Origin of the sequence: Bradyrhizobium sp. IC4060 (assembly GCF_020193715.1) — a bacterium.
Lineage (GTDB): Bacteria > Pseudomonadota > Alphaproteobacteria > Rhizobiales > Xanthobacteraceae > Bradyrhizobium > Bradyrhizobium yuanmingense.
The window spans coordinates 69625-94545 of record NZ_JADYVJ010000003.1 but is presented as its reverse complement, the minus strand read 5'-3'; the positions used below and the strand labels follow the sequence as shown (position 1 = coordinate 94545).

Sequence of the window (24921 nt, the reverse complement as noted above, 5' to 3'; positions counted from 1 at the left end):
AGATAGCGGCGGCGCCGCGAGATGACCTATTCCCGCCGTTCTAGCAGGGACAGCTTGCAAGAAGCTGACGAAGAGTGAGGCTGGATTAATGCTGTGATTCCTGCGCTCAGTGATCTCGGGTGGCTCCGCGCCTTTCGAGTTTGATGCGCAAAGGACGGTGCCGGTTCGAATCATTCAGCCGCTGTTGTCTCCAGGAACATCGGCGCGCATCGGTCCGGCTCCAGGCGCGACTGAGGGCCAGTGGATCGGATGGGCATCTGCGCTGGGCTGCCGTAGAGAGCTGGCCTCTGTCTCACGATACGAGCTAAAAAGCTATCGACGGAGGTGCGCCTTGCCCGGCTTCTGAAACAGGCCATCGCGTGCAAGTGGCTGCTTTGGCCCGGCTGCAAAAAGGAGATGAGAGACCTTGGGGTGCCGAACAGAGTTTTCGCGGATCAATCCGTCGATCTCTGATGATCATGCTTTGGATGATCCGCGGGCATACGTCACTGAGAGCTGTTATCAGCAGGCCGTTACCGCCGGATGCTAGAGTACTCGTTTTGCGAATGATCAATCGTTCGCCAAGGAACGGCGGACAAGCGGCAGAGCAAGCACTTCGATGTTGAAGGTGCTCAGGGGGTCGGTCATACCCTGACTCTCCTGATCCGGAACGCCCTTACCCTCATCTCGACGGCATGATCGTCTCGCGGTGCTCTTAAATCGCACCGTACTCGCGGGTCCTCTCAGCGGACCATTGAGAACTGTTTCACGCATTCGGCTCGCGCGGTCTTTGATTTGGCCGCTACCCCTCGCGAGCTGGTCTGGCAGTAGGAGTGGCCGGAAAAGAGAAGGGTGGCCGCGAATACCCGCCGGCAAGCTCGCCTCTCACCAGGTGTCCTGCTATCTCTGAGTCTTTGTCGGCCCCGCGGAGATCGCCCTTCCGTTGCACGGCTGCAGCCGTTAGGGGATGGGCGGACCTTCCGCATCTAGAGGTTGGTCTTGCCCTCCCTCTTCAGGCCAAAGGGTCGGATCTAGCGAAGGTGTGAGACGAATGAAGTCCTCCTCTCTCCATTCGGCCGTATGAGGCACGCCGAGAATGGCGAAAACTGTTGTCGGGTTGTCTTTGCTTGGCTTCACTCCGCTGCGCTCCAGCATGTCCATCTGAGCGCCGGTGGCTGTTTGAGGCGTAAACACCCAATAGTCCTTGGCGAGATGTCCGTCCCACAGACGGAACTCGGAAAGTTCTGGCGGAGCTGCGGAAGACCCAGGTTGGGCCGGTCCCGCCTGCAATGGCCGGGCATGGGAGGGGCCGGCGTGCGACGGCTCACCCTGAAAAGGGGCGGTGTGCGATGGTCCTGCATGCGATGGGCCCGCTTGTGGCTCACTGTGCCGTGGCTCGGCATCAGACGGGTCGACATCCAGATTCTGCCATATCAGATCTTGATCGAAGCCGGGATGTTCCTCGATCGCCTGAGCGATGGTCTGCGGCGAGAGATGCTGCCCGCCGTTTTCCGGCTCAGGCGCGGCGACAGCCGCAGGCGCGGCATTTAGATTATCCTGCCAACCCGAGTCTGGCGAATGGGGATGCGCTAAATCTTCGTAAGGCGGATACAGGTGTCCGGTATCAAAGTATGGAGAGTAGGGATGGCCCGCGTCCAGATAGGCTGAATAAGCCTCGCCCTGCAGCAGTGGATGGGCGACGCCCTGCGCCAAAGCGGGAGCCTGTGCGTCGCTGAGCTGCCGGTCGAATTCGGTTGCATCTGAAGCCGTCCGTGCTGCGTCGGGCTCCGGGCTCGTATTCGCCGGGGCGACTGCATTGAAATCCACCCTGTTCCTCCTTCCAACTGATGACGCGCATCGAGTTACGCGAAGCCTCGGCTAGCTCGGAAGCACACGTGCGGAGGCCCACATTGATTTTTAATACTCGCGCCGCCTGCAAAGACAGCACTACCTAATTTCCCTTGAGCGCCTGGTCTCTGATCCCTCTATCAGGGTTGCCCCAAGCAAGGCAGCCGTCCAGACCTCGCAGGCTCATGCTGGGGACCGTAGCTTTCGAAAAGCTGACGATCGGATGAATATAGGCGTACGCCGGACGGACCGACTTTGCTCGGCGCGGTTTTGCATCTTCGACCTCACTTCTGGCCTGGACCGGTTTCGCGCAAAGTGCCCTCATGGTGCGGCGTTTCGGGAGAACCTTCCGGCCGCCCGTCTCGCAAGACCGTGCTCGAGGAACCGCGAAACAACATCAAAACCGGCTCGCGTTGTGGCCTCTCGGCTGCGACGGGGCCGCGCCGGGCCTGCGCTTCCGCCACAAGGCCTTTAAGGGTCTGGTCCACTAGCGCAACAAATCGGGGTGGGCCAGAAGCAAGGATGAGGCCCTCTCCCGGAGCCGGTTTCACGATATAGCGCTCATCCGAGATGTTGAGCGCGTGGAGGGCGGAGGTGAACGCATCGAAGCTGATCGGGTTCAATACGATGAGCCGGCTTTGCGCCTCGTGGGCGGCGGAGATGTAAAGGACGAGCCCGTCGTAATACCACTGAAGATTGTACAGGGCAGTCAAACGATCAAGGAATTCTCGTGGCGGCAGGTCCGGCATTCGTCCGCGAATCCGGCCCTTGACCTCGGCGCTGACATTGACCCTGATATTGAGATTGTTGCCGAACTCCTGCAGCGCCGCAGGAAGATCCTGATCGAGAACAGTGTAGCTATAAGGGGCGGACGGCAGCGAAAGGGATGCAGCAGACGAGCGCATTATCCCGATACAGACAAAAACGCCGGCACAAAGAATTCTTTTTAGAATATGTACGATCGTGGGTCGCGCGAGCATTCCCGGACGCCTTCCGCTCATCATCAAGTTGGAGTTTGGTCCTAGCTCTGAAAGCGAAAAGTGATCTTTAGATGACGTAGTCAGACCGATCTCCGTCAGGTTTTCGTCAGCTCGCCAGCCTATGAACTTGATCGGTTCATCGGTTAACGCCTAGGTCTCACCACACGAGCACAATGACTCATTCCATGTTGTTAGGCGCAGCGCCGATCTCTCCCAGTTCTGCCGACTGTCTTTCCAGTGCCTGCTCGCCCGCAGCTGCTGGCGAGCAGGCGGGCTTTGAGCAGTCCCTAGCGCAAGTATCTGCAAATCAGGGATCTGCTCTCCCGCCTGCGGATCGGCCCGTAGCGGCTTCGCCGATATTGGAGGTCCAGCGCACGAATGTGCTGGCAAGTCCGCCGGGTGACCGAATCCTCCAAACCCTTTCCAGTATGTACCAGGGCCGCGCCGTTCCTCCGGCGGTTGCGTCGGCTGCCGTGACTAATGTGCAGCCTGGACCGGCTACGCAGCCGCTTTTGCAGACGGATAACGTCGGTGCACATGTGGATGTTAAACCGGTTGGAGCCGATTTTGAGTCGATGATGACGAATCTGCGAGACGTATACAGGGACGTTATTCAGGTTTCCCTCGTCTCTAAGGGCACCAGCGCTGTCAGCTCGTCGCTAAACAAGCTGCTATCGGCCGGCTGAGTAAGCTGATGACTGGCGATATGAAGAGGGCTAGCTGTGGCGGCCGTCAATCGTGGCGGCGGCTTCGCATGTGTCTCGCGATGCCCCTTCTCCTCTCGCTGATCGGCTGTAAGGCTGATCTCTACACCAAAATTCAGGAGCGCGAGGCTAATGAGATGCTCGCGCTTCTCCTTAGCAAGGGCGTTGATGCTGTCCGTGTTGTCGCCAAGGACGGGACCAGTACAATCCAGGTCGAGGAAAAGCAGCTCGCTTATTCGATTGACCTGCTAAATGTCGAGGGGTTGCCGCGCCAATCCTTCAAGAATCTCGGCGAGGTGTTCAAGGGATCGGGCCTCGTTGCCTCGCCGATCGAGGAGCGGGCACGTTACGTTTATGCTCTAAGCGAAGAATTGTCGCGCACGATCAGCGATATAGATGGCGTCCTTTCAGCACGCGTCCACGTCGTTCTGCCGAAGAACGACTTGTTGCGACAAGATGCGACCCCGTCCTCCGCCTCGGTCTTCATTCGCCATGGCTCCAGCGCGAAGCTCTCGGCACTGTTGCCGCAGATCAAGATGCTCGTCGCAAACAGCATTGAAGGCCTGTCCTATGACAAGGTCGCGGTCGTCTTCGTGCCGGTCGAGCGCGCTCCAATCGAGCAGTCTGCCGCGCCGGTAGTTCCTGCGGCTCAGTCAGCAAGAGCGGGCTCAGCCCCGTTACTTGCGCTTGCTGTGGGAGGCGCCGGAGCGCTATTCGGCATCGTATCTTGCGTATTGCTGGGCCCGCGCATGCGTCAGTTTGGACGATCATCGCGCAACCTGAGCGTGTTTGGTAGGGGCTCGCGTGTGTCTGCTGAGCAGGAGTCGGACAAAAAGTTGATTGCTGATGCGACATAGTCTGGACGCTCATGTCGGCATCAATGTCATCCACAAAACCCAATCGTTCGTTCACGCTCCCAGCCGATCGGCTGCGCGAGCTTGCTGCCTCGGTCGATCCCGGTCGTTTTGCTGGGCTTCTTGACCCGCTGCTTTCGCCTTCCACGTTGGCTCGGCTACAGCAGAGTTCCAGGCTGCAGCCAAGGCTCGCCGAACTGCTGCTGGGCGGCAAGGTCGAGGTGAGCTGCGCCGACTGGAACGAAGATGCTCTCCTGGGGCATGAGCCGCGGCGGGCTGCGCTGCTCGCGGGCAGCATCTGGCATGCACGCTCTATCCTCAAGCTGGTTTCCAGGCACGATCTGCCGATATTGGTGGAGTTGATCGGTGCAGAATCGCATGCTTTCGCAGTCCGGCATTTATCCAGTGCCGTCGCAACGACCCCGATCGTCGATCCAGAGCAATTGTCGCGACAGATCGAATATGACGGGCACGCTTGTCTCGGCGCCTGGCTCGAAGAGACTTCATCGGTTGGTCGTATCCGCGTGCTTCTACGCTTGCCTGTTGGGACGGCCGCCGAGAGTCCGACTGCTGAACACCGTAGCGCAGCAGGCCCGCTGCTTTCCCTCGTCGTGGCGCATTTGCGTGCAGAGGCTGCCGGAGCATGATGGCCGATGATCCCGCATCACCCGCGGCCCCGCAGATTCGGCCACTTGGACCGCTGATCCCAGCTGCGCAGCTTGAGATCTGGCACGATGCCGTACGGGCGCGAGCCGCTGCCGAGCGGCATCTGCAGCGGGTGCGCGGGTGGGCACGCCAGGCTTATGAGCGGGAACGGTTGCGGGGCCGCGCCGAGGGTGCAAAGGCTGGCGCAGAGGAAATGGCGCGGCTGATTGCGCAGGCGACTTGTGAACTGGCCCAGCGCAAGGCAGCTCTGGAGCGGGAATTGCCGCAACTGGTCTTCGAGATCGTTCGCGATCTGCTTGGCGCGTTTGACCCGGGTGAGCTGCTGGTCCACGGCGTTCGTCATGCCATCGAGCAAAGATATAAGAACACGGAGGTTTGCCTCCACGTCTCCCCACTGAAGGCCGACCTGCTAGCCAGTGAGTTCAAGGACTATGACGGACTTGAGGGCCGGCCGAAGGTCAGGATTGAGGCGGATCCGGCCCTGAGTGCGGACCAATGTGTCTTGTGGAGCGAGTTTGGCAATGTCGATCTTGGACTTGCCGCGCAGCTGCGCGCGCTGCGTCTCGGGTTTGGCTTGTCAGAGGAAGCTGAATCGTGACCGGGCAACGAGCGACCCATGATGCCGAGGCCGCAGAAGGAAGTGTAGAGGCCGCACTCTCGTCCTTGAGATCTTCCGCCAGGCACATCGATACACGCGCCGTCCGCGGCCGGATCACGCGGGCGGTGGGCACGCTGCTGCACGCCGTCTTGCCGGAGGCCCGGGTCGGAGAGCTATGCCTATTGCAGGATCCTCGTAGCGGATGGTCGCTCGAGGCGGAGGTGATCGGCCTGTTGCCGGACGGGGTGTTACTCACGCCCATCGGGGACATGGTGGGGCTGTCCAATCGTGCGGAGGTGGTGACGACCGGGCGAATGCAGGAAGTGGCTGTCGGCCCCGGTTTGCTCGGCCGCGTCATCGACAGTTTTGGCCGACCGCTCGACGGCAAGGGCCCGATAAAAGCCGGCGAAGCCAGACCGCTGCGCGGCAGGGCGCCCAATCCGATGAAACGGCGCGGAATTGAACAGCCGTTCCCGCTAGGCGTTCGTGTCCTGGATGGCCTTCTGACATGTGGAGAAGGTCAGCGGATCGGAATCTATGGTGATGCGGGTTGCGGCAAGTCGACGCTGATGTCGCAAATCGTAAGAGGCGCGGCGGCCGACGTCACCATCGTTGCGCTGATCGGTGAGCGCGGTCGAGAGGTGCGTGAATTCATCGAACGTCATCTTGGCGAAGCCCTTCACCGTTCCGTCGTTGTGGTGGAGACCTCCGACCGTTCGGCGATGGAGCGGGCCCAATGCGCCCACATGGCGACAGCACTGGCGGAATATTTTCGTGATCAGGGCCTTCGCGTCGTTTTGATGATGGATTCTTTGACGCGCTTTAGCCGCGCCATGCGTGAAATCGGCCTCGCCGCAGGAGAGCCGCCGACCCGGCGCGGATTTCCGCCCTCCGTTTTTGCGCTGTTGCCGGGCTTGTTGGAGCGCGCCGGCATGGGCGAGCATGGCTCCATTACGGCCTTCTATACGGTGCTTGTTGAGGGTGATGGCACGGGCGATCCAATAGCGGAAGAATCACGCGGCATCCTTGATGGCCACATTATTCTGTCCCGCGCGCTGGCCTCTCGAGAGCATTTTCCGGCTATCGATGTGCTGTCTAGCCGCAGCCGTGTCATGGATGCGATCGTGTCGGTGCCGCATCGCAAGGCGGCATCCTTCTTCCGTGATCTGCTCTCACGCTACGCTGAGGCCGAGTTCTTGATCAAGGTCGGTGAATACAAGCAAGGTTCTGATCCGTTGACCGATCGAGCAATCGCCTCGATCGAGCAGCTGCGGGCCTTTTTGCGCCAGGGGCAGGGTGAGGCGTGCAGCTTTGAGGAGACGGTCGCATGGATATCGCGTCTGACGGCCTAAGTCCCGTTCACGCCTCAAAGCTGCGGCTGGTAAAGGACATGCGGGAACGAAGCGCCCTTCGTGAATTGTCCAACATGGAAGCCAAGCGCCACCTCGCGATTCAAGCTGTCCAACAAGCGTGCGAGCATCTTGCACATGCCGAAGAGCGCCGCGCAAAGGTCGAGGCGGAGCTCTATCGGGAGATGCTAGCGGCCGATGCGATATCTGTATGCGAACTGCAGCGACGCTATCATCTCATCATCGGGCGACTCACAGACGAGATCACAGCGGCGCAGTGCGTTCTTGACAAGGCCCGTGCTGCCCAAGAGCAAGCTGAGGCTGCGGCTCTTGAGGCCCGAGCCGTTTGGACCAAGCGTTCAGCGGCGAGCCAGAAATGGCGTGAGATCGATCACGACGTTCGGCGCATCACGAATGCACATTTCGAGGCTGCCGCCGAAATCGAAGCCGATGATGAAGTCTTGCTCCGCTACCGGCGAGGCCGATCAGGGCAGACGGGAGGTGAGCCAACATGATTGCAGATCCTCTCCCGCGCGAGCTAGGGGCCTGCGACGCGGAAGCCGCATCCGCGCCATATCGGCCGGCTGAACGCGCAGCCTTCACGCCGACGCTGATCCTCTCGCACGCCGTGACCGCGTGGCTTAACGAGATCGCAGCGTTGCGTGCGCCTCTGCAAACCCTCCTCGGCGAGAAGCCGCTATCTGTGCGCGTGAGCCGAACCGTCTGGCAGGCGGAGCCGGCTGCGACGTCGATGCTTGATTGCGTCTTCGAAGTAAATGGTGAAACCCTGATCCTGTCCTTGCCAGTTGCGCTTGCGGAAGCGCTGATTGGGACCGTGCAGGATGGCCTTACCTTACCTTCTGAGCCGACGCGTTCGCTGGTCCTGGAACTTGCGCTGGAACCCTTGCTTGCTCCGCTGGAAAGAATGACGCAGCGCAATCTGCAGCTTGTTCGCACCGAGGAAGCGCCGAATACGAGGCCTTATCTTGAATTTGACGTCGCCTTTGGTGAGCTCGCCAGCAAGGCGCGGCTGCTTCTATTCTCACCGCTTGACGGTCCCGTTCCGCCGGCCTTCACCGCCCTCGGCGAGCTGCTCGGCCGATTACCGCGACAGACGGCCAAGCTGCCTTCCGAACTCCCGGTCATCGTTGCAGGCCAAGTCGGTTCGCTTCGCGTCGCGATGGGCGTTCTTCGCCGAGCAGAGCAAGGCGACGCGCTGCTCCCGGACGTAATTCCACTCGCGCGAGGACAGATCATTCTCGCTGCAGACCGATTGTGGGCCCCTGCAGAGATTGGCGGCGACAGGCTGGTGCTGCGAGGATCATTCCGCTTGCGATCCCACCCCCTAACAAGTGAAGATATGATGCCCCAAAACCAGGTGCAACAGCAGCCTCCGTCAGAGGCGGATATCGACAGCATCGAGATCACACTCATATTCGAATGTGGCCGCTGGCCGATGCCCTTGGGGACCTTGCGAACCCTCAACGAAGGCCACGTGTTCGAACTTGGCCGGCCTCTGGATGGGCCCGTTGATATCCTTGCCAACGGCCAACGTATCGGCCGGGGCGACATCGTGCGGATCGGGGACGAGCTGGCCGTCAGGCTGCGCGGCAGGTTGGCGCTTAATGACTGAGGTTCAACCCAGCATCCTTGCGCTTCTTGCGATTACCGTCGGCCTTGGCCTGCTGGCCTTTGCTGTCGTGACAACGACCGCCTTTATCAAGGTCTCGGTTGTTCTCTTCCTCGTGCGCAATGCGCTGGGGACTCAATCGATACCGCCGAACATCGTCCTCTACGGAGCGGCACTGATCCTGACCGTCTTCATCAGCGCTCCGGTCTTCGAGCAGACCTATAACCGCCTTACCGATCCGCAACTTCGCTACCAAAGTTTCGATGACTGGGTGACTGCCGCCAAGGAGGGACAGGAGCCGCTCCGAGCTCATCTGAAGAAATTCACCAATGAAGAGCAACGCCGCTTCTTCCTGTCCTCAACGGAACACGTCTGGTCTGAGGACATGCGCGGCAGCGTCACGGCAGATGATTTTGCGATTCTCGTGCCGTCGTTTTTAATCTCCGAACTCAAGCGTGGATTCGAAATCGGTTTTCTTCTCTATCTTCCCTTCATCACGATCGATCTCATTGTAACAACGATTTTGATGGCCATGGGTATGTCGATGGTATCCCCCACGGTGATATCTGTCCCCTTCAAGCTCTTTTTGTTCGTCACGATCGACGGCTGGTCACGTCTCATGCACGGGCTGGTATTAAGCTACACGACCCCAGGAGGTTGACCATGAACGAAGCCAGTATCCTTACGCACCTGAGTCAATCGCTCGTGCTCTTCATGATCTGGGTTCTGCCGCCGCTGCTCGCAGCTCTCATCTCTGGACTGATCATTGGCCTAATCCAGGCGGCAACTCAGCTCCAGGATCAAACCTTGCCACTGACAGTCAAGCTTCTGGTTGTCGTCGCCGTGCTCGCCGGGTTTTCTCCCGTGCTCAGTGCTCCACTGATCGACCAGGCCGAGCACATCTTCAGCGAGTTTCCAGCACTCACCGCAAGATATTAGCAGAGCTTGGATGGCTGGCCTGTCACCCGCGGAGGCGCAAGCTCTCGTTCAGGGCACGATCGAGCTCGTCGCCGCAACCGGCCTGAGTGCGGCCCGCGCCCTCGGCATCATGCTGGTGCTTCCGGTCTTCACCCGGCCGCGCATCAGCGGTCTGGTTCGGGGAAGCCTTACGATTGCGATCGGCTTACCGTGCCTCGCTCAGATTAAGCTAGGTCTGCAGACCCTGGACCCGAACACGCGCCTAGTCAGCGTTACCATGCTTGGCCTGAAGGAGGTGTTCGTCGGTCTTATGCTCGGCATCCTGCTCAGTATTCCACTATGGAGCATACAGGCAGTCGGCGACATCATCGATACCCAACGAGGAATTTCGAGCCAAGTTGCGGGGGAGGATCCCGCGACGCACAGCCAAGCGTCCGGGACCGGGCTTTTTCTCGGCGTTACGGCAGTTACGATCTTCGTACTCGTCGGCGGGCTGCAGACCATGGTGAGCGGCCTTTATGGCAGCTACCTAGTGTGGCCTGTCTATCAGTTTCTGCCTGCCGTGACAGCGCAGGGTGCAATGGAATGTCTGGCCCTTCTCGATCGCATCGTGATGACGACCTTGTTAGTTGCCGGGCCGGTGCTGGCCCTGCTGCTGCTGGTCGATGTCTCAGTCATGATACTCGGCCGTTTTGCATCTCAGCTCAAGCTGAACGATCTCTCCCCAATGATCAAGAATCTTGCATTCGGGGTCATCATGGTTAGCTACGCCGTCTATCTGCTTGAATACGCCGGAGCTGAAATCCTGACCTCGAACAACATGCTTGAGTATCTGAAGAAGCTGTTGAAATGAGCTCTACAAGTGAGGAGAAAAAGCTTCCTCCGACGCCCAAGAAGCTGCGTGATGCCCGCAAGAAGGGGCAGAGCGCGCGCAGCTCGGATCTGGTGAGCGGCGTCAGCGCCTGTGCCGGTTTCGGCTGCCTGTGGTGGCGAGCGGGTGCGATCAAGGACAAGTGGCAAGAGACGGTCCAACTGGTCGATAAACTGCAGGAGCAGCCGTTCACAAACGCAGTGCCACAAGCGCTCAGCGGCTTGCTAGAACTTTCGATTGCGACCGTCGCTCCGTTGCTCGCTGCTGCCGTCACAGCAGCTCTTCTCGCCAATGTCCTGGCCAATGGCGGCTTTATGTTTGCTTCGGAGCCGCTCAAGCCGAAGCTCGAGAAACTGGATCCAATCAAAGGCTTGAAACGCATCGCCTCGAAACGTTCGGCCATCGAGCTTGGCAAGACACTGGCTAAAGTGGTTTTGCTTAGTGCGACTTTCTTTCTCACGGTGACCGCCAGCTGGAAAGCGCTGGTGTACCTGCCAGTCTGCGGGATGAGCTGTTTTGGCTTCGTTTTCACCGAGGTTAAATTGCTGACTGGGATTGCCGCTGGAGCTTTTCTGGTCGGCGGATTGGCTGACCTCCTAATCCAGCGCTGGCTATTTATGCAGGACATGCGCATGACTGAAACCGAGGCCAAGCGGGAGAACAAGGAACAGCAGGGCAATCCGCAGGTGAAGCGTGAGCACCGGCGTCTGCGGCAAGAGTCGGCCAACGAGGCTCCGCTCGGCATCAGTCGGGCCACGTTGATATTGCGGGGATCGGCAACGTTGATTGGGCTGCGCTATGTTCGCGGCGAGACCGGCGTGCCGGTCTTGGTCTGCCGTGGCGAGGGCGAAGCTGCTTCACAGCTGCTTGGTGAGGCGCGCGCGCTGCGCCTCAACATTGTGGATGACGATGTCCTGACGCGTCAGCTGCTCGGCCAAGCAAAGCTCGGCAACCCGGTTCCCTCGCAATATTTCGAGTCGGTCGCAAAAGCACTCTATGCGGCGGGGCTAGTCTAGATCATCCTGTCCTGACGCTGCGATCTGCAGAGTGCGCCCAACGGACGCTGGGATCTTGCGCGACGGGCCGACAGGCTCGCCCAGATAGCCTCTGGGCCACGGCTCGCCGACCGGATCACTGGATCAGCTGCGGCGCCAAGCGCAACAACTTGTTCGCCGATTTCGAGTTGCTTTCCGCGCCTGCACCCTCGAGGACGTCGACTTGTACGGCAGCTAGAGGGGCTGCCACTCGGATGACTCGGTACTGCTGATCATCAACTAGGACGGCTCCCATCTGGAGCACGCTCTCAGCGGGCCTGTGGTGCCGACGAGCCGCTCGTTCAGCCAAATCATGGCCGATGGAACAGAAGAACGCCGCCTCCCGCTAGGCTTTCGGCCGTGTAGCGCTGACCGTGGATCAAAAACATGGTCATTGGGACGTCGCGGCTCGGCAGAAGGCCAAGGATCTGCAATATGTCGATCACGGCAGGCGAAGCCTCTTGGGGGCCGTGCGTCCAGTCGTCGCCCAACAACTCTCCCAGTTCAGGCACTTGGGGGAAGGGTTGATGGCCTGAAGCCGGTGCGGCAGACGGCAGGGAAAGGCTTTGTGCCAGTGCCGAGGGAGGGTCCTCACGCCATTCGAAAGGTGCCGGCGAATCAAAGCCGGCGGGAAGACCGCCGTAAATATCCGAGGAAGTCCTCGGTGCCGAAGGCGTAGCTTCACCCGGCGAAGCGGGCCGAGGGTGATGAATGAGCTGAACATCCTTGGGGCCTTCCGGTCCCAAGATAGCGGTGTAGCGTTCGCCGCCGATTTCGTAGTTCATGATTGGATGTTTCGCAACAGGCAAGAAGTCCCAATCCCCCAAGGTGGACAGCATCATGTCGGGGGCCAGCTGGGTGCGATGGGAAAAATTCTCGGGAACGGCGAAGGAAACATCAAACGTATCGCCGACAGCGGGCGACCGCAGATGGACGAGCCGAACATCATTGAGCCCTCCCGGTCCCAAGACGGCGATATAGCGTTCACCGAGAATGTCGTAGGTCTTTATCCGCTGTGCTGCATCCGGCAGGAGGCCCCAGCGGCGAAGCGTGTGCATCATATTGGGCGCGGCCTGGGTGCCGTGCGAGAAATCCTCGGGAACGCTCAAAGACGCATCAAAGGCGTCGCCGGCTGCCGCGAACGTCTGCTCAAGCGTGGTCTGGGCCGCAGCGCCTTGGTCCATCATCCGTCTAGGGTGATCTTCAGAGGCGGAATTCGGCTGCCGCGAGCTCGGCTGCCAAGTCGCGGCATCGAAAAGTGCTTCCTGAGCGATACCTTGCACCGGCGAGGGGATGGTTGGAGTCATCGTTGGCCAAGGCCCCGGTGCATCGAAGGCCGGGGCCGGCAAGAGGTTCTCGCGATCCGCGGCATCGAAAAGCTCTTCCTGAGCGACACTTTGAACCGGCGAGGGGATGGTTAGACTCATCGTTGGCCAAGGCACCGCCTTGAAGGGTGGGACCAACAAGAGGTTCTCGCGATCCGCGGCATCGAAAAGCTCTTCCTGAGAGACACTTTGCACGGGCGAGGGGATTGTTAGATTCATCATTGGCCAAGGCGCCGGTGCATCGAAGGTCGGGGTGGGCAAGAGGTTCTCGCGATCCGCGGCATCGAAGAGCTCTTCCTGAGCGATACCTTGCACCGGGGAGGGGATGGTTGGACTCATCGTTGGCCAAGGCACCGGTGCATCGAAGGTCGACGCTGGCACGAGGTTCTCGCGATCCGCTGCATCGAAAAGCTCGTCCTGGGCGACACTTTGTATAGGAGAATGGGCCGCTAAACCCAATGCATGCCTGACCTGCGGAACATCGAACCCGGGCGGCAATGAGCCGCCCCCATCCGCGACGCTCCCCATCGCGTGCCCATCGGCCGGGGGCATGGGCGAGGGCGCGGACGGCTGAATGACCTGACGCGAGCTGCCTCCTTCCCCGCCTAAATTGTTCTGCAGGGTAGTCGCGCGATAATCCCGAAGGCCGTTCAAGGCGGCGACGAGCGTCTTGTCCTTTGGAAACAACTTATCTGCGTGGCCAAGCAGTCTATCATCACTGAGCTCGGCCATGGACAAGGGTCGGAGCGCTACCGCCAACTTCCGCAGATGGCTCGCATAGCTCTCGGCCGTTCTCTTGCCGATCCGTCGACCAAAACCCGCGTTGGCGGCCTTCCTGATGAGCCTCTCATCTTCCCTGGAAGGACGATAATGTGTTGAGATGGGGCCAGCGTCGGCGTCAGGATCGCGGTACTGACTGACCATTGACAATGCTGGGGCGATGACCTTATCGCCCGGCAGCAGCTTCTTAGCGTAACCGGCCAACGTATCGTCATCCAGCCCAGAGATTGATTTGCCAGACTTCTTCAGTGCGTCGGCCAATTTGCGAAGCCGACGATCATAAATTTCGACGGTGGTTTTACTCGGCGGTGGCCCTCGATCGAGAGCAGCGGCCGATGCCGCCTGGATGAGGCGATCGTCTTCGTCAGTGACATCATACAATGCCGCGTGAGGATATACGGGGCCCGCCTCTCGCGCGCCTGCCAGGTGCTGCTCAAACGCAACATGCGGCTGTTGCGGCTGTTCCACGCTGCCATCTGACGCAGTGGACTCTCTATCGGCTGGGTTGATCGTGTTGAATCGGTCCATGGTCAGTCCGCTGGCATCGCTTTTTCGTTATTTCGCTACTCACGTTAGCTTTCCAAAATCTGACGTGGCCGGCGGAAAGGTAGAATGACATGTGAATGATGGCCGGCGTGCGCTGTAGCATCGCTCGAGCAGGCAAAAGAAAGCGCCGGATGAAAAACAGCGTCTTCAACTGAAGTGTTGAGCTGAAATGGTGGTGTGATGCGCCACAGCGTTCGCGATCATCTTGATCTTCAGATCTCCGTCCCTTCACGGCGCTATGATCGTGAGGACCGGGCGATCCGGGGGCTTTCGATTACTCGGAGGTCGGGCGTGAGGCGGCGACGGGGCGCTCGCTCCTTGAACCAACGAGATATCGGTATGGGCGGCACCAGAATTGAGCGCACTCTTGCGCGTTCCTGACCAGCATTCCCAGGAACCCGCGCCTGAAGCCGCGTGCATTCAGGCACCCAGGACAAACCATGTTATTGTTCGCTTAATCCGATGTGCCTCCTACATAGCGTCCAGCGCGGGGCAACTGTGGTACTCGCGCAAGAGGGCATTGCATTGATCGGATAGGACGACGATGATGCAGACCTGCTGCCGAGCGCGTTACTGAACTGGAGCCACAAATGGGTGCTCCATAGCCATAACGGCGCGGAGCCAAACGACCGACGTGGTCGCCACGCCTAAGTCACCCTCTTGGAGACGCCCCATAGATCGTAGGCTCGGTCTTCCGCCCTCGATCTCGCTTAGGCACGTCCGGTCACGGTTTCACTGTCGAAGCGCTCAGGGTGGTGATGGCGGCCTTGTTGAGCACGCGCACGCCACGTGGAATTTCTGGACGAAATCCATTGGTGCGGGTGAACAAGATCCGCCATCCGTTCTCGCTGAGAGCTGTGCAGCACGTTGCGCTTGATCGTCACCGCTCCCGAAACATAGCGCGGGTTTGTGTGTCACGATCGAGCCGCCTCTCCTTGCTAGCCACATGGCAGCAGCGATTGTGATTTCCGGACATTCGCCAAAAATCGCTATCGGAGCGGCTGCACATTCGGTTCTGTCGTTCCCGCCGCGTTCGGGGCTGCCGTACCTGCTCCATCTTCTCTGTTGCTCTTGTTACGCGGGGCGAAGGTACCGTAGTTGGCCAGAGGAATGGCGGCGCGATCGCCATTACTTGTGATGACAGACCGATTATCCAGCAAGTCGAGCGGATCGTTTACCATAACTGCCAGATTGTTTTTGGTCGAGCAACCAAGCGTGGGTTCGAACGAATTGTCGTTCACGGCTGGTCCGACGATCAAAAGCGACGGACAGATCGGAGGATGGGCATCAAAGGTGATCGCCTCGATCCTCACGCCGAAATGGGGCGGTAAATCGACGGGGGAAGCGGACAGGCGGATGTTATAAGGTGAAACGCCCATGGCGCGGGCCTCGTGCGCCACTTGGGCAAGGAGCCTGGGTGAGCCGGTGACATCCACATGGAGCGCATCCCGCCGGCCGCCACTGGCGTTCGCGATAAAGCTCCGCAGTTGACGCTTTTCGGAGCCACGCAGGCTCCGCAGGAACAAGATACGTTTCTTCTGCTCGACCTGTATTGCTTGTTCAGCCGGCCCGAGATCGATCGAGGCACTATTTGCACAGCCACCCAATGTTGCTCCTATAGCGATCAAGTGACACAAATGTCGCAAGGTCATATGACGATCCTCATTCGATGATAAAGCCGGCACTGCCGGTCAATCCTGGTGCGCTGGTGCGAGGAGCATCGCGGTCTCGCGGAGGCCGGGCCACCGTGTTCGTCAAAATGCGCCCCGCGTCTGAGGGCGGTGAGATGCGATCGCTCGGCGCACTCATCTTGTTCGGGTTCGATGCCGGCCGCACGATGTACGGCGTGACAATAATGACCAGCTCGGTTTCACGTTTTTGAAACGATGAAGAGCGAAACAGCGCACCGAGGATCGGCACATCGCCGAGCCAGGGAAACTCGCCAATATCAGTGTTGAAGTTGCGCCTGATGAGGCCGCCGATTGCAAAGCTCTGACCGCTGGCAAGCTCCACAACGGTGCTCGCGCGCCGCGTCGAGAGTGCAGGGACCGCCATGCCATTGATTTTGACTTCGCCTTGGCTCGACAGTTCACTGACTTCGGGCTTCACACGTATATTGATCTGATTGTTGCTAAGCACAGTTGGGACGAATTCCAGGCTGACGCCGAACTGCCGGAATTGGACGGAAACCTGTCGATTGTCCTGCATGACCGGAATCGGAAATTCCCCGCCGGCGAGAAAGCTTGCGGCTTCGCCGGACATCGCCGTCAGATTCGGCTCAGCCAGGATAGAGGCGAGGTGCTCGCTCGCGAGAGCGTCGAGAACAGCGCTGAGATTGGTATTGCCGGCGCTAAACCCGATTCCGATCGTGCCGCCGCCGTCGGCCGCGCCGGACCCGCCCCCTTTTCCGGTAATAAGGAAAGCGCCGTTTGGGCCGGAGGCGGTGAAGTTGATATTGAGATCCTTGACGGCGCTGCGGGAGACTTCTGCCACCCGTACGCTGAGATTCACCTGCAACGAGCCAGCCACCTGGATCTTGTTGGCAACCAGCGCGCCCGCCCCAAGAAACTGCTCAGTGACCTTCCTGGCGTTCTCGACGACATCGGCAGTGGGCGCGGTCCCGCTAAGAATCGCGCCCCGGGGAGTATAGCTGACCTGTATCGGATAGTCGCCGACCTCAGCCCTTAGCGCGGCCCGCAGATCCTCGATCGGTTGGGTAACGACAATACGCAGCTCAGCCAGAGCCTCTCCCTTGTCGTTCAGGGCGAACAGGCTGGTCCGTCCCGCCTTTTTGCCAAAGACGAAGATCGTGGTGTTTGAGGGCGCCTGATAGTCCGCAATCGCCGGGTCGGCGACAAAAATGCTCGCAGCCGGTCCGGTCAGATGAACTGTCTTGCCCTGTGAGGAAGTAAGGCTGAGCGTGCCGGTGGTGCTGCCAGACGCCGCGCGTGGCTGTTCTGCTGTGCCATCTCGCTTTGTCTGAGCTGTGGCAGCAAACGGAAATAACAGAGCGACTGCGCACAGGGTGTACCAGAGGCGGCGAAAAGTGGCACAGTGCGAGCGGCCTGCCACCATGGACGGCTCGTCAGCGCCGGCGGCATTGTTAACGATGTTCAAGGGAGTGTCGCTTTCAAGTTCGATCGGCTAGGCAGCCGAGGCTGCGCCAATGAGTTCAAGGGTGTAACCGACACCGCGCGCGGTCTTGATCCTGAGCGTTGCACCCGCCTGGCTCAAATGCGTGCGCAAGCGATAGATCCCGACTTCCAGCGCATTGGTCGAGACCTCGTCGTCAAATGTATACAAGCTATCTTCGAGCGATGCGCGCGGCACGGTACGCCCCGCGCGATTGAGCAGATGTTCAAGAATGCACACTTCACGGCGCGCAATTCTGAGGAGTCGACCACCGACCGAGACTTGTCGCGCGATCGGATCGAAATGCAGATTCCCGAATGTCACGACCGGCGCCGTCATTTGCGTTGACCGTCGCAGAATCGCTCGCATGCGAGCAATGAGTTCGTCGGTAGACACGGGCTTAGGCAGAAAATCATCCGCGCCCGCATTAAAAATCGCAATCCGCCGGCCGAGATCATTGAGACTGCTCATCATCATGGTGGGCATTGACCGTCCCTCGCGCCGCAACTGCTTCAGCCAGTCCAATCCGTCTCCATCGGGCAAAGTCGATTCGAGCAGGACCATGTGGTAGTTCGCGCAATCGAGCGCGGCCGCCGCCTCATCCAGCGAGCGTGTTACGTCAACGGCGAAGCCGCAACCTAACAGCACTTCCTTCACGTGGCGGGCAAAGTCCGCATGGTGATCAACCAGGAGAATTCGCATTTCATTGCCTCTCGTCCATCCACGAAGACCTGAGCGCGTCACGATTGAGCATGGGGCTCGATGGAACTGAGAGGAGGCTGGACTGGCGTGAGTTTGGACAGCCCGAAACGAAAGGGCGGAGCATGTTGACTGGCGATCAATATCTGCGGGTCGATTGTTGTCGGATGGACCACAGACCGCTGCGGCCTGCTTACGGCGTGGGCGCCGCTCAACATGCCCCTCATGCCAGATCTGATTCTGTTTAAGAGGGTGACAGCCGCGGCAGCCCGCTGACGCGTCCGTGGGCCGATCACGGCCGTTCTTGCACGCACCGACCCGGCCCCCGCAGTACGAATAGCGCCGAGCCGCGCAAGCGAAACCCAAGCGCGGGAGACGATCGGATTTGTGGCTGAACAGATGAGCGAAACCGACATGGAAACTCCCCAATTCGTCTTGGTCTGCGGCCAGTCTTGCTGGGCTGTCGAGCCTGTCGTGTCGTGAAGTCACGACAGTGCAAGTCTTTCCGGTATTCAAGGACACATCACGCGAGGCATCTGGCCACTGGCTTCACAGGCCGAGATGCACGCCGAAACGATCAATGCCCCTCGCGGCCGGAAGAGCACCCTCTCGCTCGCAATTGTTCGCACGCAAGGTGTCAACCCTGCTGAAGTTCTGACGCGCCCGAGGTCCCCGCATATGTCGCAGCCCAGCGAAAGCTGCGAGCGATTGCAGAACCGAGCTCCACAGTTTTGCGATCGCGCATAGATCCCGGCGCCTACACCAGAACCACTTCGCCTCACGGAGAGCACAGCGCCAAAATGATCGGATCTCGATTTCGGAGTTGGAGTGTGCCCCGCAAGGCCGAGATAGCGGCCGCCAGCGTTCTTCTCGGACGGCGCATCTTGATTCGCTTGGGATAGGATCGGCGCTGCGTCCTTCGATCTCCACATAGGCGGTGTGGGACGCTGGCCCTGGAGAGGAGCTATTCAGCAGCATGATTGGGCGGCGTAGCGGAGCATTGTTCTTTTGAGACGTTCGCAATTCTTGCTACCTGTCAGGAAGAGTTCACGCGAGCGGGGTCGGTGTCGCGACTGTCAGAAATCCTACAATCTGACGCTAGGTGAGGTTCAAGTGCTTTTGACCGCTGGTCCGTAGCGGTGCTCTCGAACTCGCAAGGAGTCTTTAGCCACGACGACACGTCCTAACCAAACTATCGAGTTGCGCGTAGCGCGCGTCCCTCTCCTTAATGTCGTGAGCATTTCGTCGGTCCAATCAAAGCGTAGCTTGAGCCAAAGGCGATGGCAGTGTGTGAAGGCGGTCGTCTTTGCTGGCCCTTTAAGTGTGACGTCGCTGTCGAGCGGTCGACCTTGTGCGTGCGAATTCAGCAGGGAGACAGTGGCGCCCCGTGATGCTTCTATGCGAGGCGCAGGAGCTAAGCTATGGGATGCAGGCGCCGGAGCTCGCAAGCTGATTTGATCGGCAAGGGACTGGAAGAATTGCGAAACGACATTCTTGAATGCTGCCTCCATACATCACGATCGACTATGGAGCTTTTAGGCAAGATCGGCAAAATCGATTCTTTTGATGGAACGCATCCAGGTAGCGAATAGACAATTGTGCGACGGCACGGCTTGCCGCGTGAGCGAGACTCTATTGAGTTGGTCTTTGATGCGATCGCGTTCGAGCTCTTGCGATTGATCGCACCATCAATGGCAGGTCGAGCTGCGGAAACGATCGATGTCGGCGGCGGCTGGGTCGATGCGAGGAGGCCGCAGCACCCGAACGAGGCCGGGCAAGAACAAACAATGGCACGAGTGCGTCCTCCGCCACACTATCGGGTACCTCTTTGGGATGTGGGCGCCCCTCCGTCCCTCGCGCGGGTCAAGGGATAGGTATCAGAGCCTGTGGCCAAGCCATTATCGTTGTTCCTGAAGCGGGCTCGCTGGGACGACCCTTCCTTCCGGTGGTCATCTAGTCAGCATTAAGGGACCTACGAGCATGGCGCAGTCGCCAGTTGACTGATCGTTACTCTCCAGTCTTCCGCTTGAAGGGATTGTCTTCACTGGCGACTCGATAGCTTTCCAAATTGCCGCCCAGGAACAAGCGCTCTGTCTCACTAGTTGGCGTTCTGCCAAGCGAACACATCAAATCCACATCCGCATCGATGTTGTCGCTATCCTCCACATTCATTGCAAGGCCAATACTGCTCAGTACGTCGTCGGGCGTCCAGACCGCAGACTTCGGCACGACGTAGGTATGCAGCTTGTCGGCATTGTTTGCGATCGCTCTCGCCCAGTGGTCTCGGGAGACGCTGAGTTTCGAAGGGTCTTCGACCAACGACACGAATGGAGAAGCGGTCTTACCGCGCATATGCCATCCAGCCTGGCGTGCCAGGTCCAGGGGATATCGCTCCAGAGGATCTCCAATGGAAGAATGATCTCGCGCCGTGTTACGGACGTGTGATATTGCAGATGTGGTGTCTTCCGTGCGCGGTTTGCAATCGCTGTCCTGGTTCTGGAAACGATGCAGCTTGAGATATGTCGATGCCGCTATATTGTCGAAAATGCGATCCCGGTCGACACCGTTGTCCCTCGCTGGCGCCCATCGCGCTGATTGCTTTTCGGCGAGGGCGATCTCGTTCTTGAGCTCTTGAAGCGTGGCGCCCATTAGCGTTGCCGCAAGCTGGGCGCGCGCGCTGACAAATGATGGGGCTGGATAGCGACTGCTTTCCGAGGCCGCCGCGCCTGGCGCAGACGAGGAGCTGGCGGCGGCGGAATTTGCCGCTATGGGGACTGAAGCCGAGGTTGGGTAGACCGAATCGACGTCGTCTGGATTCAAGTCATTCAGCTGCTGCTCGAAGCTTGCTTGATCGTCTGAATTGGGCGCCGGTGCGCCGATCTGGGTGTTAAGCTCGTCCTGTGGCCCGTGGACCCGGCGCGGCTCCTCTAGCGGGTTGTAAACCTCAAAGGGAGTGTCTGCGGCATTTGCTGGATCAACATTCATCTCTCTCTCCCTTCGAAGTGCAGGCGGTCGGCGTAGATTGTTGCAGGTGCAGCTTTCGAGAAGCTGACGGACCAGGAAGGAGGTGATTTAGCTTTGGAATGAGTCGAATAGATTCAGTCAGCGAGGCGAATGGTCAGATGGACGGAAGCCGCGCGAAGCGAGGGATCATAGTACGGTGCTGCCTTGTGCCTTCCGGCATTGCTGTTCGATCAGGCCGAGATCGGGTCCCCTGAGTGAGCTTTTTCGGACCCCGCGTCGGGTTCGCTCCACCACCTCATTGCGGACGCTTCATCTGGGGAGACGGCCCTTGCACAGCAAGACGGACGAACTGGCGCTTGCGGCTGGTCGAATTTCTTTCGGAGATCGTCTCCTTATGCAGATGTGAGAACTGCATTATCTCGCCCGTGCGGACTGCGACGGAGAAGCGCAACCGGCTTCCGTTTTGTTGTTTCCAAGCGGAGGGCGACCCTGTGCAGATCGTTGTAGTCGACGCGCGCGAAGCTAAGCCACTTCAGCAAACCTGACCTACGAGGTTGTGATGTCGGAATAGCTATCACAGCGACTTGCGCCTCGTTGCGACAGGCTGCTTTTGTACAGACGCGAGCGCGCGTTGTGTCTGGAATCAGACAAACAGCTTGCGAGCACGACGTCTTTAAATGCGCAATCTGCGGTACTTATCGAGGGAGAAGAGCATATGAAGTTTACTGGCCGAGCACTAATGATCCTGTTGTCCTTGCTTTTGGCCGCGAGCGTGAGCGCGCCGGCGAGAGCCGATGAGCCCTCGCCGAAATACACCGAGGTGCTCAGTGCCCTCCAGGCGGGGAAGAATGTAAAGCTGATACTGGACATGAGCCGCTGTACCACCGCGGAGGGTGGCAAGCCTGCGTCGGCGACGCAGGCCGGTCTGGTCATCAATGCCTTCAGGGTGACCGTCCAGAACGGCATCAGCTTCGCCAATGCTCATCAAACCGTTGACAGCTCCGGACACGCGGTGACCGAGTACATCCGCCACAGCCTTAGCCGCGAAGGCAAGCTGACGGTGCGAGCCTCGAAACTTGTTGTCGGGACCACCGAACTGGTGAACCAGGGCGAATTCATCTGCGAACTGCCGGATGGCGCAAAGTTCATCTGGTAACGAAGAGCACAGAGCAGAGGGCCCTTCAAAGACTTGATCCTTTAATCGTGCGGGCACCTTCGCACGGATGCGGAGCCTTTCGATCGTCAGGAACGATCAGAGTGTTTCTGACGGTCGTTTCGACGGACGAGGATCAAGTTGCACGGACTTGATGCTCAGGTAACTCATGATGGCCGCCGATCTCCATTCAAATCTCAGGGATTGGAAGATCGGCGGTTCAGGCAGTCGTCGTGTGGGGTGGAGCCAAGGCTCTCAGTTGAGCGCTTCAGATGAGCTCGCCAAGGACGTCCTCACGCTGTCTACGATCATCGTAAGAATTATTTCCAAGTCGATGCAGCCGCGGGCTCGCGATGATGACACGCGAGCCTGGACCCCGAGGATGCGCTCGTATCTTTCATCCGCCTCTTTTGGGATCCTTTTACCTGAAATCTCAGTGCTGCCGAATGCAGCCACAAGGTGATTGAGCCATCCGCTTAAGATCATCTGGGCTCGCCGCTATGGGTTTGCTCACCGCTCGTAAACTGCGTTCGGGCGCAGATCTAAGCTCTCTGAGCAAACGATCCGTGGTTTCGGCAGCTTGAGCAGTTGCCCGCGGTGCCGACAAGCACCTCTTTCAGCCAGATTGCACCCAACGGAAGAGGGGAGCGCGACCATCGGTTGGGCTGATCGCGTTGTATCGATCCATGCTTTGGTCGGCGGGCATGGCTACCGCGTTCTATTGCTACTCATCTTAGCTTCGCAAAACCTGACCTGGCCAGGCGGAAAGCTAGAATGAGCAATGATCGGCAAGGGCCGTTACAACCAGAGGATAAGTGCGGCGAACTTTTAGAGACGATACAGGTTCGGGCTGAAACTCTCATGTTTCCAAGCGCGGTACGCGGCCAGTCCGCGGCGCAGTTGGACCGGAGTATCATTCGTAGCGTGAAACGCTACCTTTGAGTTTTCCGAGCGTCGGAAAATGCAAATCACCCTTTCCGACGCCTGTACCACTCAGTCGTTTGTTCCTGACTTTTTGTATGGATTAGATGCGCTAGCGGTTCGATAGTCATCTAGGTTCCCGCCCAGAAATAGTACCTCACGCTCCTCAGTTGGGGTATCACTCACCCATGCCAGAGCGGGTTCATCATTCTCAGTCCCGTCCTCGAGAATACTGACGATGTCTTCCGCCGTCCAAGTTGTGACCCTCGGCACCGTGTAGGTGTGCAACTCATTCGCGTTTTCCGCAATTGCTTTGGCGCCATACTCGTTGTCATCGTCCGGCGAAAGGAGCAGTTGTGAGGCCTCCTCGGACAACGACACAAAAGGCGAAGAACTGGTATCTCCTCTCATGTGCTCTGCCGCTGCGCGACCCAGATCAAGTCGTTGGCCTCCCCAGCTATTCCAGGGGGCGGCCTCGTAACGCAAAGCGGCCATGGAACGCAAATGGGCCATCGCGCTTTGGCGGTCCAACGCATGTGGCTTGCAATGGCTGGCGTGGTTTTGAAAGCGCTCCAGCTCCACGTATGACGATCCCACCACGTCGTCGTAAACGCGGCCACTATCGACGCGGTCGACTGATCCACTCGCTCGTGACCATCTTGCTGATCTTTGCGCAGCGAGTTCGATTTCTCTTCTGAGTTCCGCAATGTTAGCGCACGCCAGCGTTGCGGCAAGTTGAGCGCGTGTTCTGACAAAGGATGCAGCCGTGCACCTTTCATTCTCCGGGATAGCTCGCGCTCTCTTGTTTCCGTCCGTTACCGTCCGGCTCGATCCAGCCCCGGGTGAAGCCAATGCTGCGAGGATTGGCTGAGACTCTCTAAGCCGCTGCTCAAAGTCTGCTTGCGCTGTCTCTTCTTGTTGCGGCTCGAGGTAATTCGTCCGAGCCTCGGATCGGTTGACGTCCTCAAATGGGTCCATGTCGGTCTCCCTTTGGTAGCCTTGTCACTATCATTCGTACGAAGTTGATCCGATAAGGATCAGAACCGAGACGCCCGCAATGTCGATAAAAGCGCACCGGCTCCGGTTCTCGAACCGATCGGTGTGTTGAGGGCGTACGGGTCGGACTGACTGCCGATCCAAGTCATTCTTCTGTTCCAGAGTTTGGGCCATCAAGTCGGCCTGCTGTCCGGATAAAGATGCTGCCATGCTAGAAGGCTTAGCTGTCGAACAGCTGACCAGACTCATTGCTTGAAGAAAACGCGGGGTCCTTTCCGACTACCCCCGCGAGCTGTTGTTCATTGCGGAGCAGAGTTTGTGAGATACGGCCATCGTCACTATCCGCTCCACGGCAGGGCCGTGTGAAGGTCCGGGGAGAAGCAGCGCGGCGGAAGCGCTGCTATCGGTGAGCTTGAGCGGCGTGGAGAAGTATGCCTGGGCCAGCTTGCATCGGCTCCGAGTGGATCTCCTTGAAATGCTCGTCAAGATGCTAGCTGGATCCGAACAGCTGAGTCTGGCCGCAGCCGTCAGGCTTGTGTCCGGGCCGGGGTGGCGTGAAGCTCATTGTCCTCTGTTAGGACTGCTGATGCGAGGCCTCGCGTGGGTGCGCCGGGCGCTGGTCGCAAAAAAAAAGAGCCGGGCGTGCGACTCCGATCCAGGCATCCGCAACACACGGGTAGTGGCCAAACTCAACATTAAAAGGCTGTACGGCCGCGAAACGTTGAACTGCCAACCAGACTTGGCTGGGCCACAAACGATTCGGGCGCATAGAACCCGCGGCGGCAAAGAATGGCGCACGGGCGCCTCAGTTCGGAAAAGAAAAACGGGGCGTTGACGTTTGCAGCCGATGCGCCACACAATGCACGACAACGTTGGTCGCGCCTTACGAACATATCGCCGCACAAGCCTTTGGTGTGACCTGTAGGCGCAGGGCAATTTCCGCGCTCCGTCGTATCGGCCCCTCCTTCCCATCT

Annotated in this window: 20 protein-coding genes; 12 read left to right on the top strand and 8 right to left on the bottom strand. The window is 59.1% G+C overall.

The annotated features are described in order from the left end of the window. Positions 1-939: 939 nt before the first annotated feature. Positions 940-1806, bottom strand: coding sequence for a hypothetical protein (locus tag I6F16_RS12270; RefSeq protein ID WP_225173768.1), 867 nt, complete (start codon positions 1804-1806; stop codon positions 940-942). Positions 1807-2111: 305 nt separating this feature from the next. Further along, on the bottom strand, positions 2112-2807 hold the full coding sequence (locus I6F16_RS12265; RefSeq protein ID WP_225173767.1) for a nodulation protein NolW: 696 nt from the start codon (positions 2805-2807) through the stop codon (positions 2112-2114). Between the two features lie 173 nt (positions 2808-2980). On the opposite strand from I6F16_RS12265, the gene I6F16_RS12260 reads away from it, so the two are divergent. From I6F16_RS12260 to I6F16_RS12210, 11 genes are read left to right on the top strand one after another with little or no spacing between them, the layout of a single operon-like run. After that, positions 2981-3493 (top strand): nodulation protein NolB, encoded by a 513-nt coding sequence (locus I6F16_RS12260; RefSeq protein WP_085969252.1) that lies wholly within the window; start codon positions 2981-2983, stop codon positions 3491-3493. An 8-nt stretch (positions 3494-3501) separates the two neighbouring features. Continuing rightward, complete coding sequence (gene sctJ / locus I6F16_RS12255; protein WP_275970535.1) at positions 3502-4368, top strand: type III secretion inner membrane ring lipoprotein SctJ; 867 nt, start codon at positions 3502-3504, stop codon at positions 4366-4368. Between the two features lie 11 nt (positions 4369-4379). Beyond that, a complete protein-coding gene (locus I6F16_RS12250; RefSeq protein WP_036014837.1) occupies positions 4380-5012 on the top strand; it encodes a hypothetical protein in 633 nt (210 codons plus the stop codon). Further along, a complete protein-coding gene (gene sctL / locus I6F16_RS12245) occupies positions 5009-5629 on the top strand; it encodes a type III secretion system stator protein SctL (RefSeq protein ID WP_225173766.1) in 621 nt (206 codons plus the stop codon). Before I6F16_RS12250 ends, sctL begins: the two co-directional genes overlap by 4 nt. After that, positions 5626-6981: a type III secretion system ATPase SctN gene (sctN, locus tag I6F16_RS12240; RefSeq protein ID WP_036014832.1), complete on the top strand. Its 1356-nt coding sequence runs from the start codon at positions 5626-5628 to the stop codon at positions 6979-6981. The genes sctL and sctN overlap by 4 nt, the downstream gene beginning before the upstream one ends. Further along, entirely contained in the window at positions 6957-7493 is a 537-nt protein-coding gene (locus tag I6F16_RS12235; protein ID WP_124163627.1) for a hypothetical protein, read from the top strand. The genes sctN and I6F16_RS12235 overlap by 25 nt, the downstream gene beginning before the upstream one ends. Further along, positions 7490-8611 carry a type III secretion system cytoplasmic ring protein SctQ gene (gene sctQ, locus I6F16_RS12230; protein ID WP_225173765.1) on the top strand — a complete coding sequence of 374 codons (1122 nt, stop codon included), beginning with the start codon at positions 7490-7492 and terminating at the stop codon, positions 8609-8611. Before I6F16_RS12235 ends, sctQ begins: the two co-directional genes overlap by 4 nt. Further along, positions 8604-9269 (top strand): type III secretion system export apparatus subunit SctR, encoded by a 666-nt coding sequence (gene sctR, locus I6F16_RS12225; protein ID WP_036014825.1) that lies wholly within the window; start codon positions 8604-8606, stop codon positions 9267-9269. The genes sctQ and sctR overlap by 8 nt, the downstream gene beginning before the upstream one ends. A gap of 2 nt (positions 9270-9271) precedes the next feature. Further along, complete coding sequence (locus tag I6F16_RS12220; protein WP_036014823.1) at positions 9272-9547, top strand: flagellar biosynthetic protein FliQ; 276 nt, start codon at positions 9272-9274, stop codon at positions 9545-9547. A gap of 10 nt (positions 9548-9557) precedes the next feature. Next, entirely contained in the window at positions 9558-10379 is an 822-nt protein-coding gene (gene sctT / locus I6F16_RS12215; RefSeq protein ID WP_225173764.1) for a type III secretion system export apparatus subunit SctT, read from the top strand. Then, positions 10376-11413 carry an EscU/YscU/HrcU family type III secretion system export apparatus switch protein gene (locus I6F16_RS12210; RefSeq protein WP_036014818.1) on the top strand — a complete coding sequence of 346 codons (1038 nt, stop codon included), beginning with the start codon at positions 10376-10378 and terminating at the stop codon, positions 11411-11413. Before sctT ends, I6F16_RS12210 begins: the two co-directional genes overlap by 4 nt. Positions 11414-11742: 329 nt before the next feature. On the opposite strand, the gene I6F16_RS12205 is transcribed toward I6F16_RS12210, so the two are convergent. From I6F16_RS12205 to I6F16_RS12185, 5 genes are all read right to left on the bottom strand, one after another. Next, the gene (locus I6F16_RS12205) at positions 11743-14064 is read right to left on the bottom strand and encodes a hypothetical protein (protein WP_225173763.1); all 2322 of its coding nucleotides are present in this window, start codon (positions 14062-14064) and stop codon (positions 11743-11745) included. 1007 nt (positions 14065-15071) lie between these two features. Continuing rightward, on the bottom strand, positions 15072-15734 hold the full coding sequence (locus I6F16_RS12200; RefSeq protein WP_225173762.1) for a CpaD family pilus assembly lipoprotein: 663 nt from the start codon (positions 15732-15734) through the stop codon (positions 15072-15074). 10 nt (positions 15735-15744) lie between these two features. After that, positions 15745-17199: a type II and III secretion system protein family protein gene (locus I6F16_RS12195; protein WP_225173761.1), complete on the bottom strand. Its 1455-nt coding sequence runs from the start codon at positions 17197-17199 to the stop codon at positions 15745-15747. Between the two features lie 27 nt (positions 17200-17226). Then, positions 17227-17916 (bottom strand): response regulator transcription factor, encoded by a 690-nt coding sequence (locus I6F16_RS12190; RefSeq protein WP_225173760.1) that lies wholly within the window; start codon positions 17914-17916, stop codon positions 17227-17229. A gap of 2004 nt (positions 17917-19920) precedes the next feature. Beyond that, positions 19921-20898 (bottom strand): hypothetical protein, encoded by a 978-nt coding sequence (locus tag I6F16_RS12185; RefSeq protein ID WP_225136085.1) that lies wholly within the window; start codon positions 20896-20898, stop codon positions 19921-19923. 694 nt (positions 20899-21592) lie between these two features. Here I6F16_RS12185 and I6F16_RS12180 point away from each other — a divergent pair. Then, a complete protein-coding gene (locus I6F16_RS12180) occupies positions 21593-22033 on the top strand; it encodes a VirK family protein (RefSeq protein ID WP_225136088.1) in 441 nt (146 codons plus the stop codon). Positions 22034-23023: 990 nt separating this feature from the next. On the opposite strand, the gene I6F16_RS12175 is transcribed toward I6F16_RS12180, so the two are convergent. Next, positions 23024-23929, bottom strand: coding sequence for a hypothetical protein (locus tag I6F16_RS12175; protein WP_225173759.1), 906 nt, complete (start codon positions 23927-23929; stop codon positions 23024-23026). Positions 23930-24921: the final 992 nt, after the last annotated feature.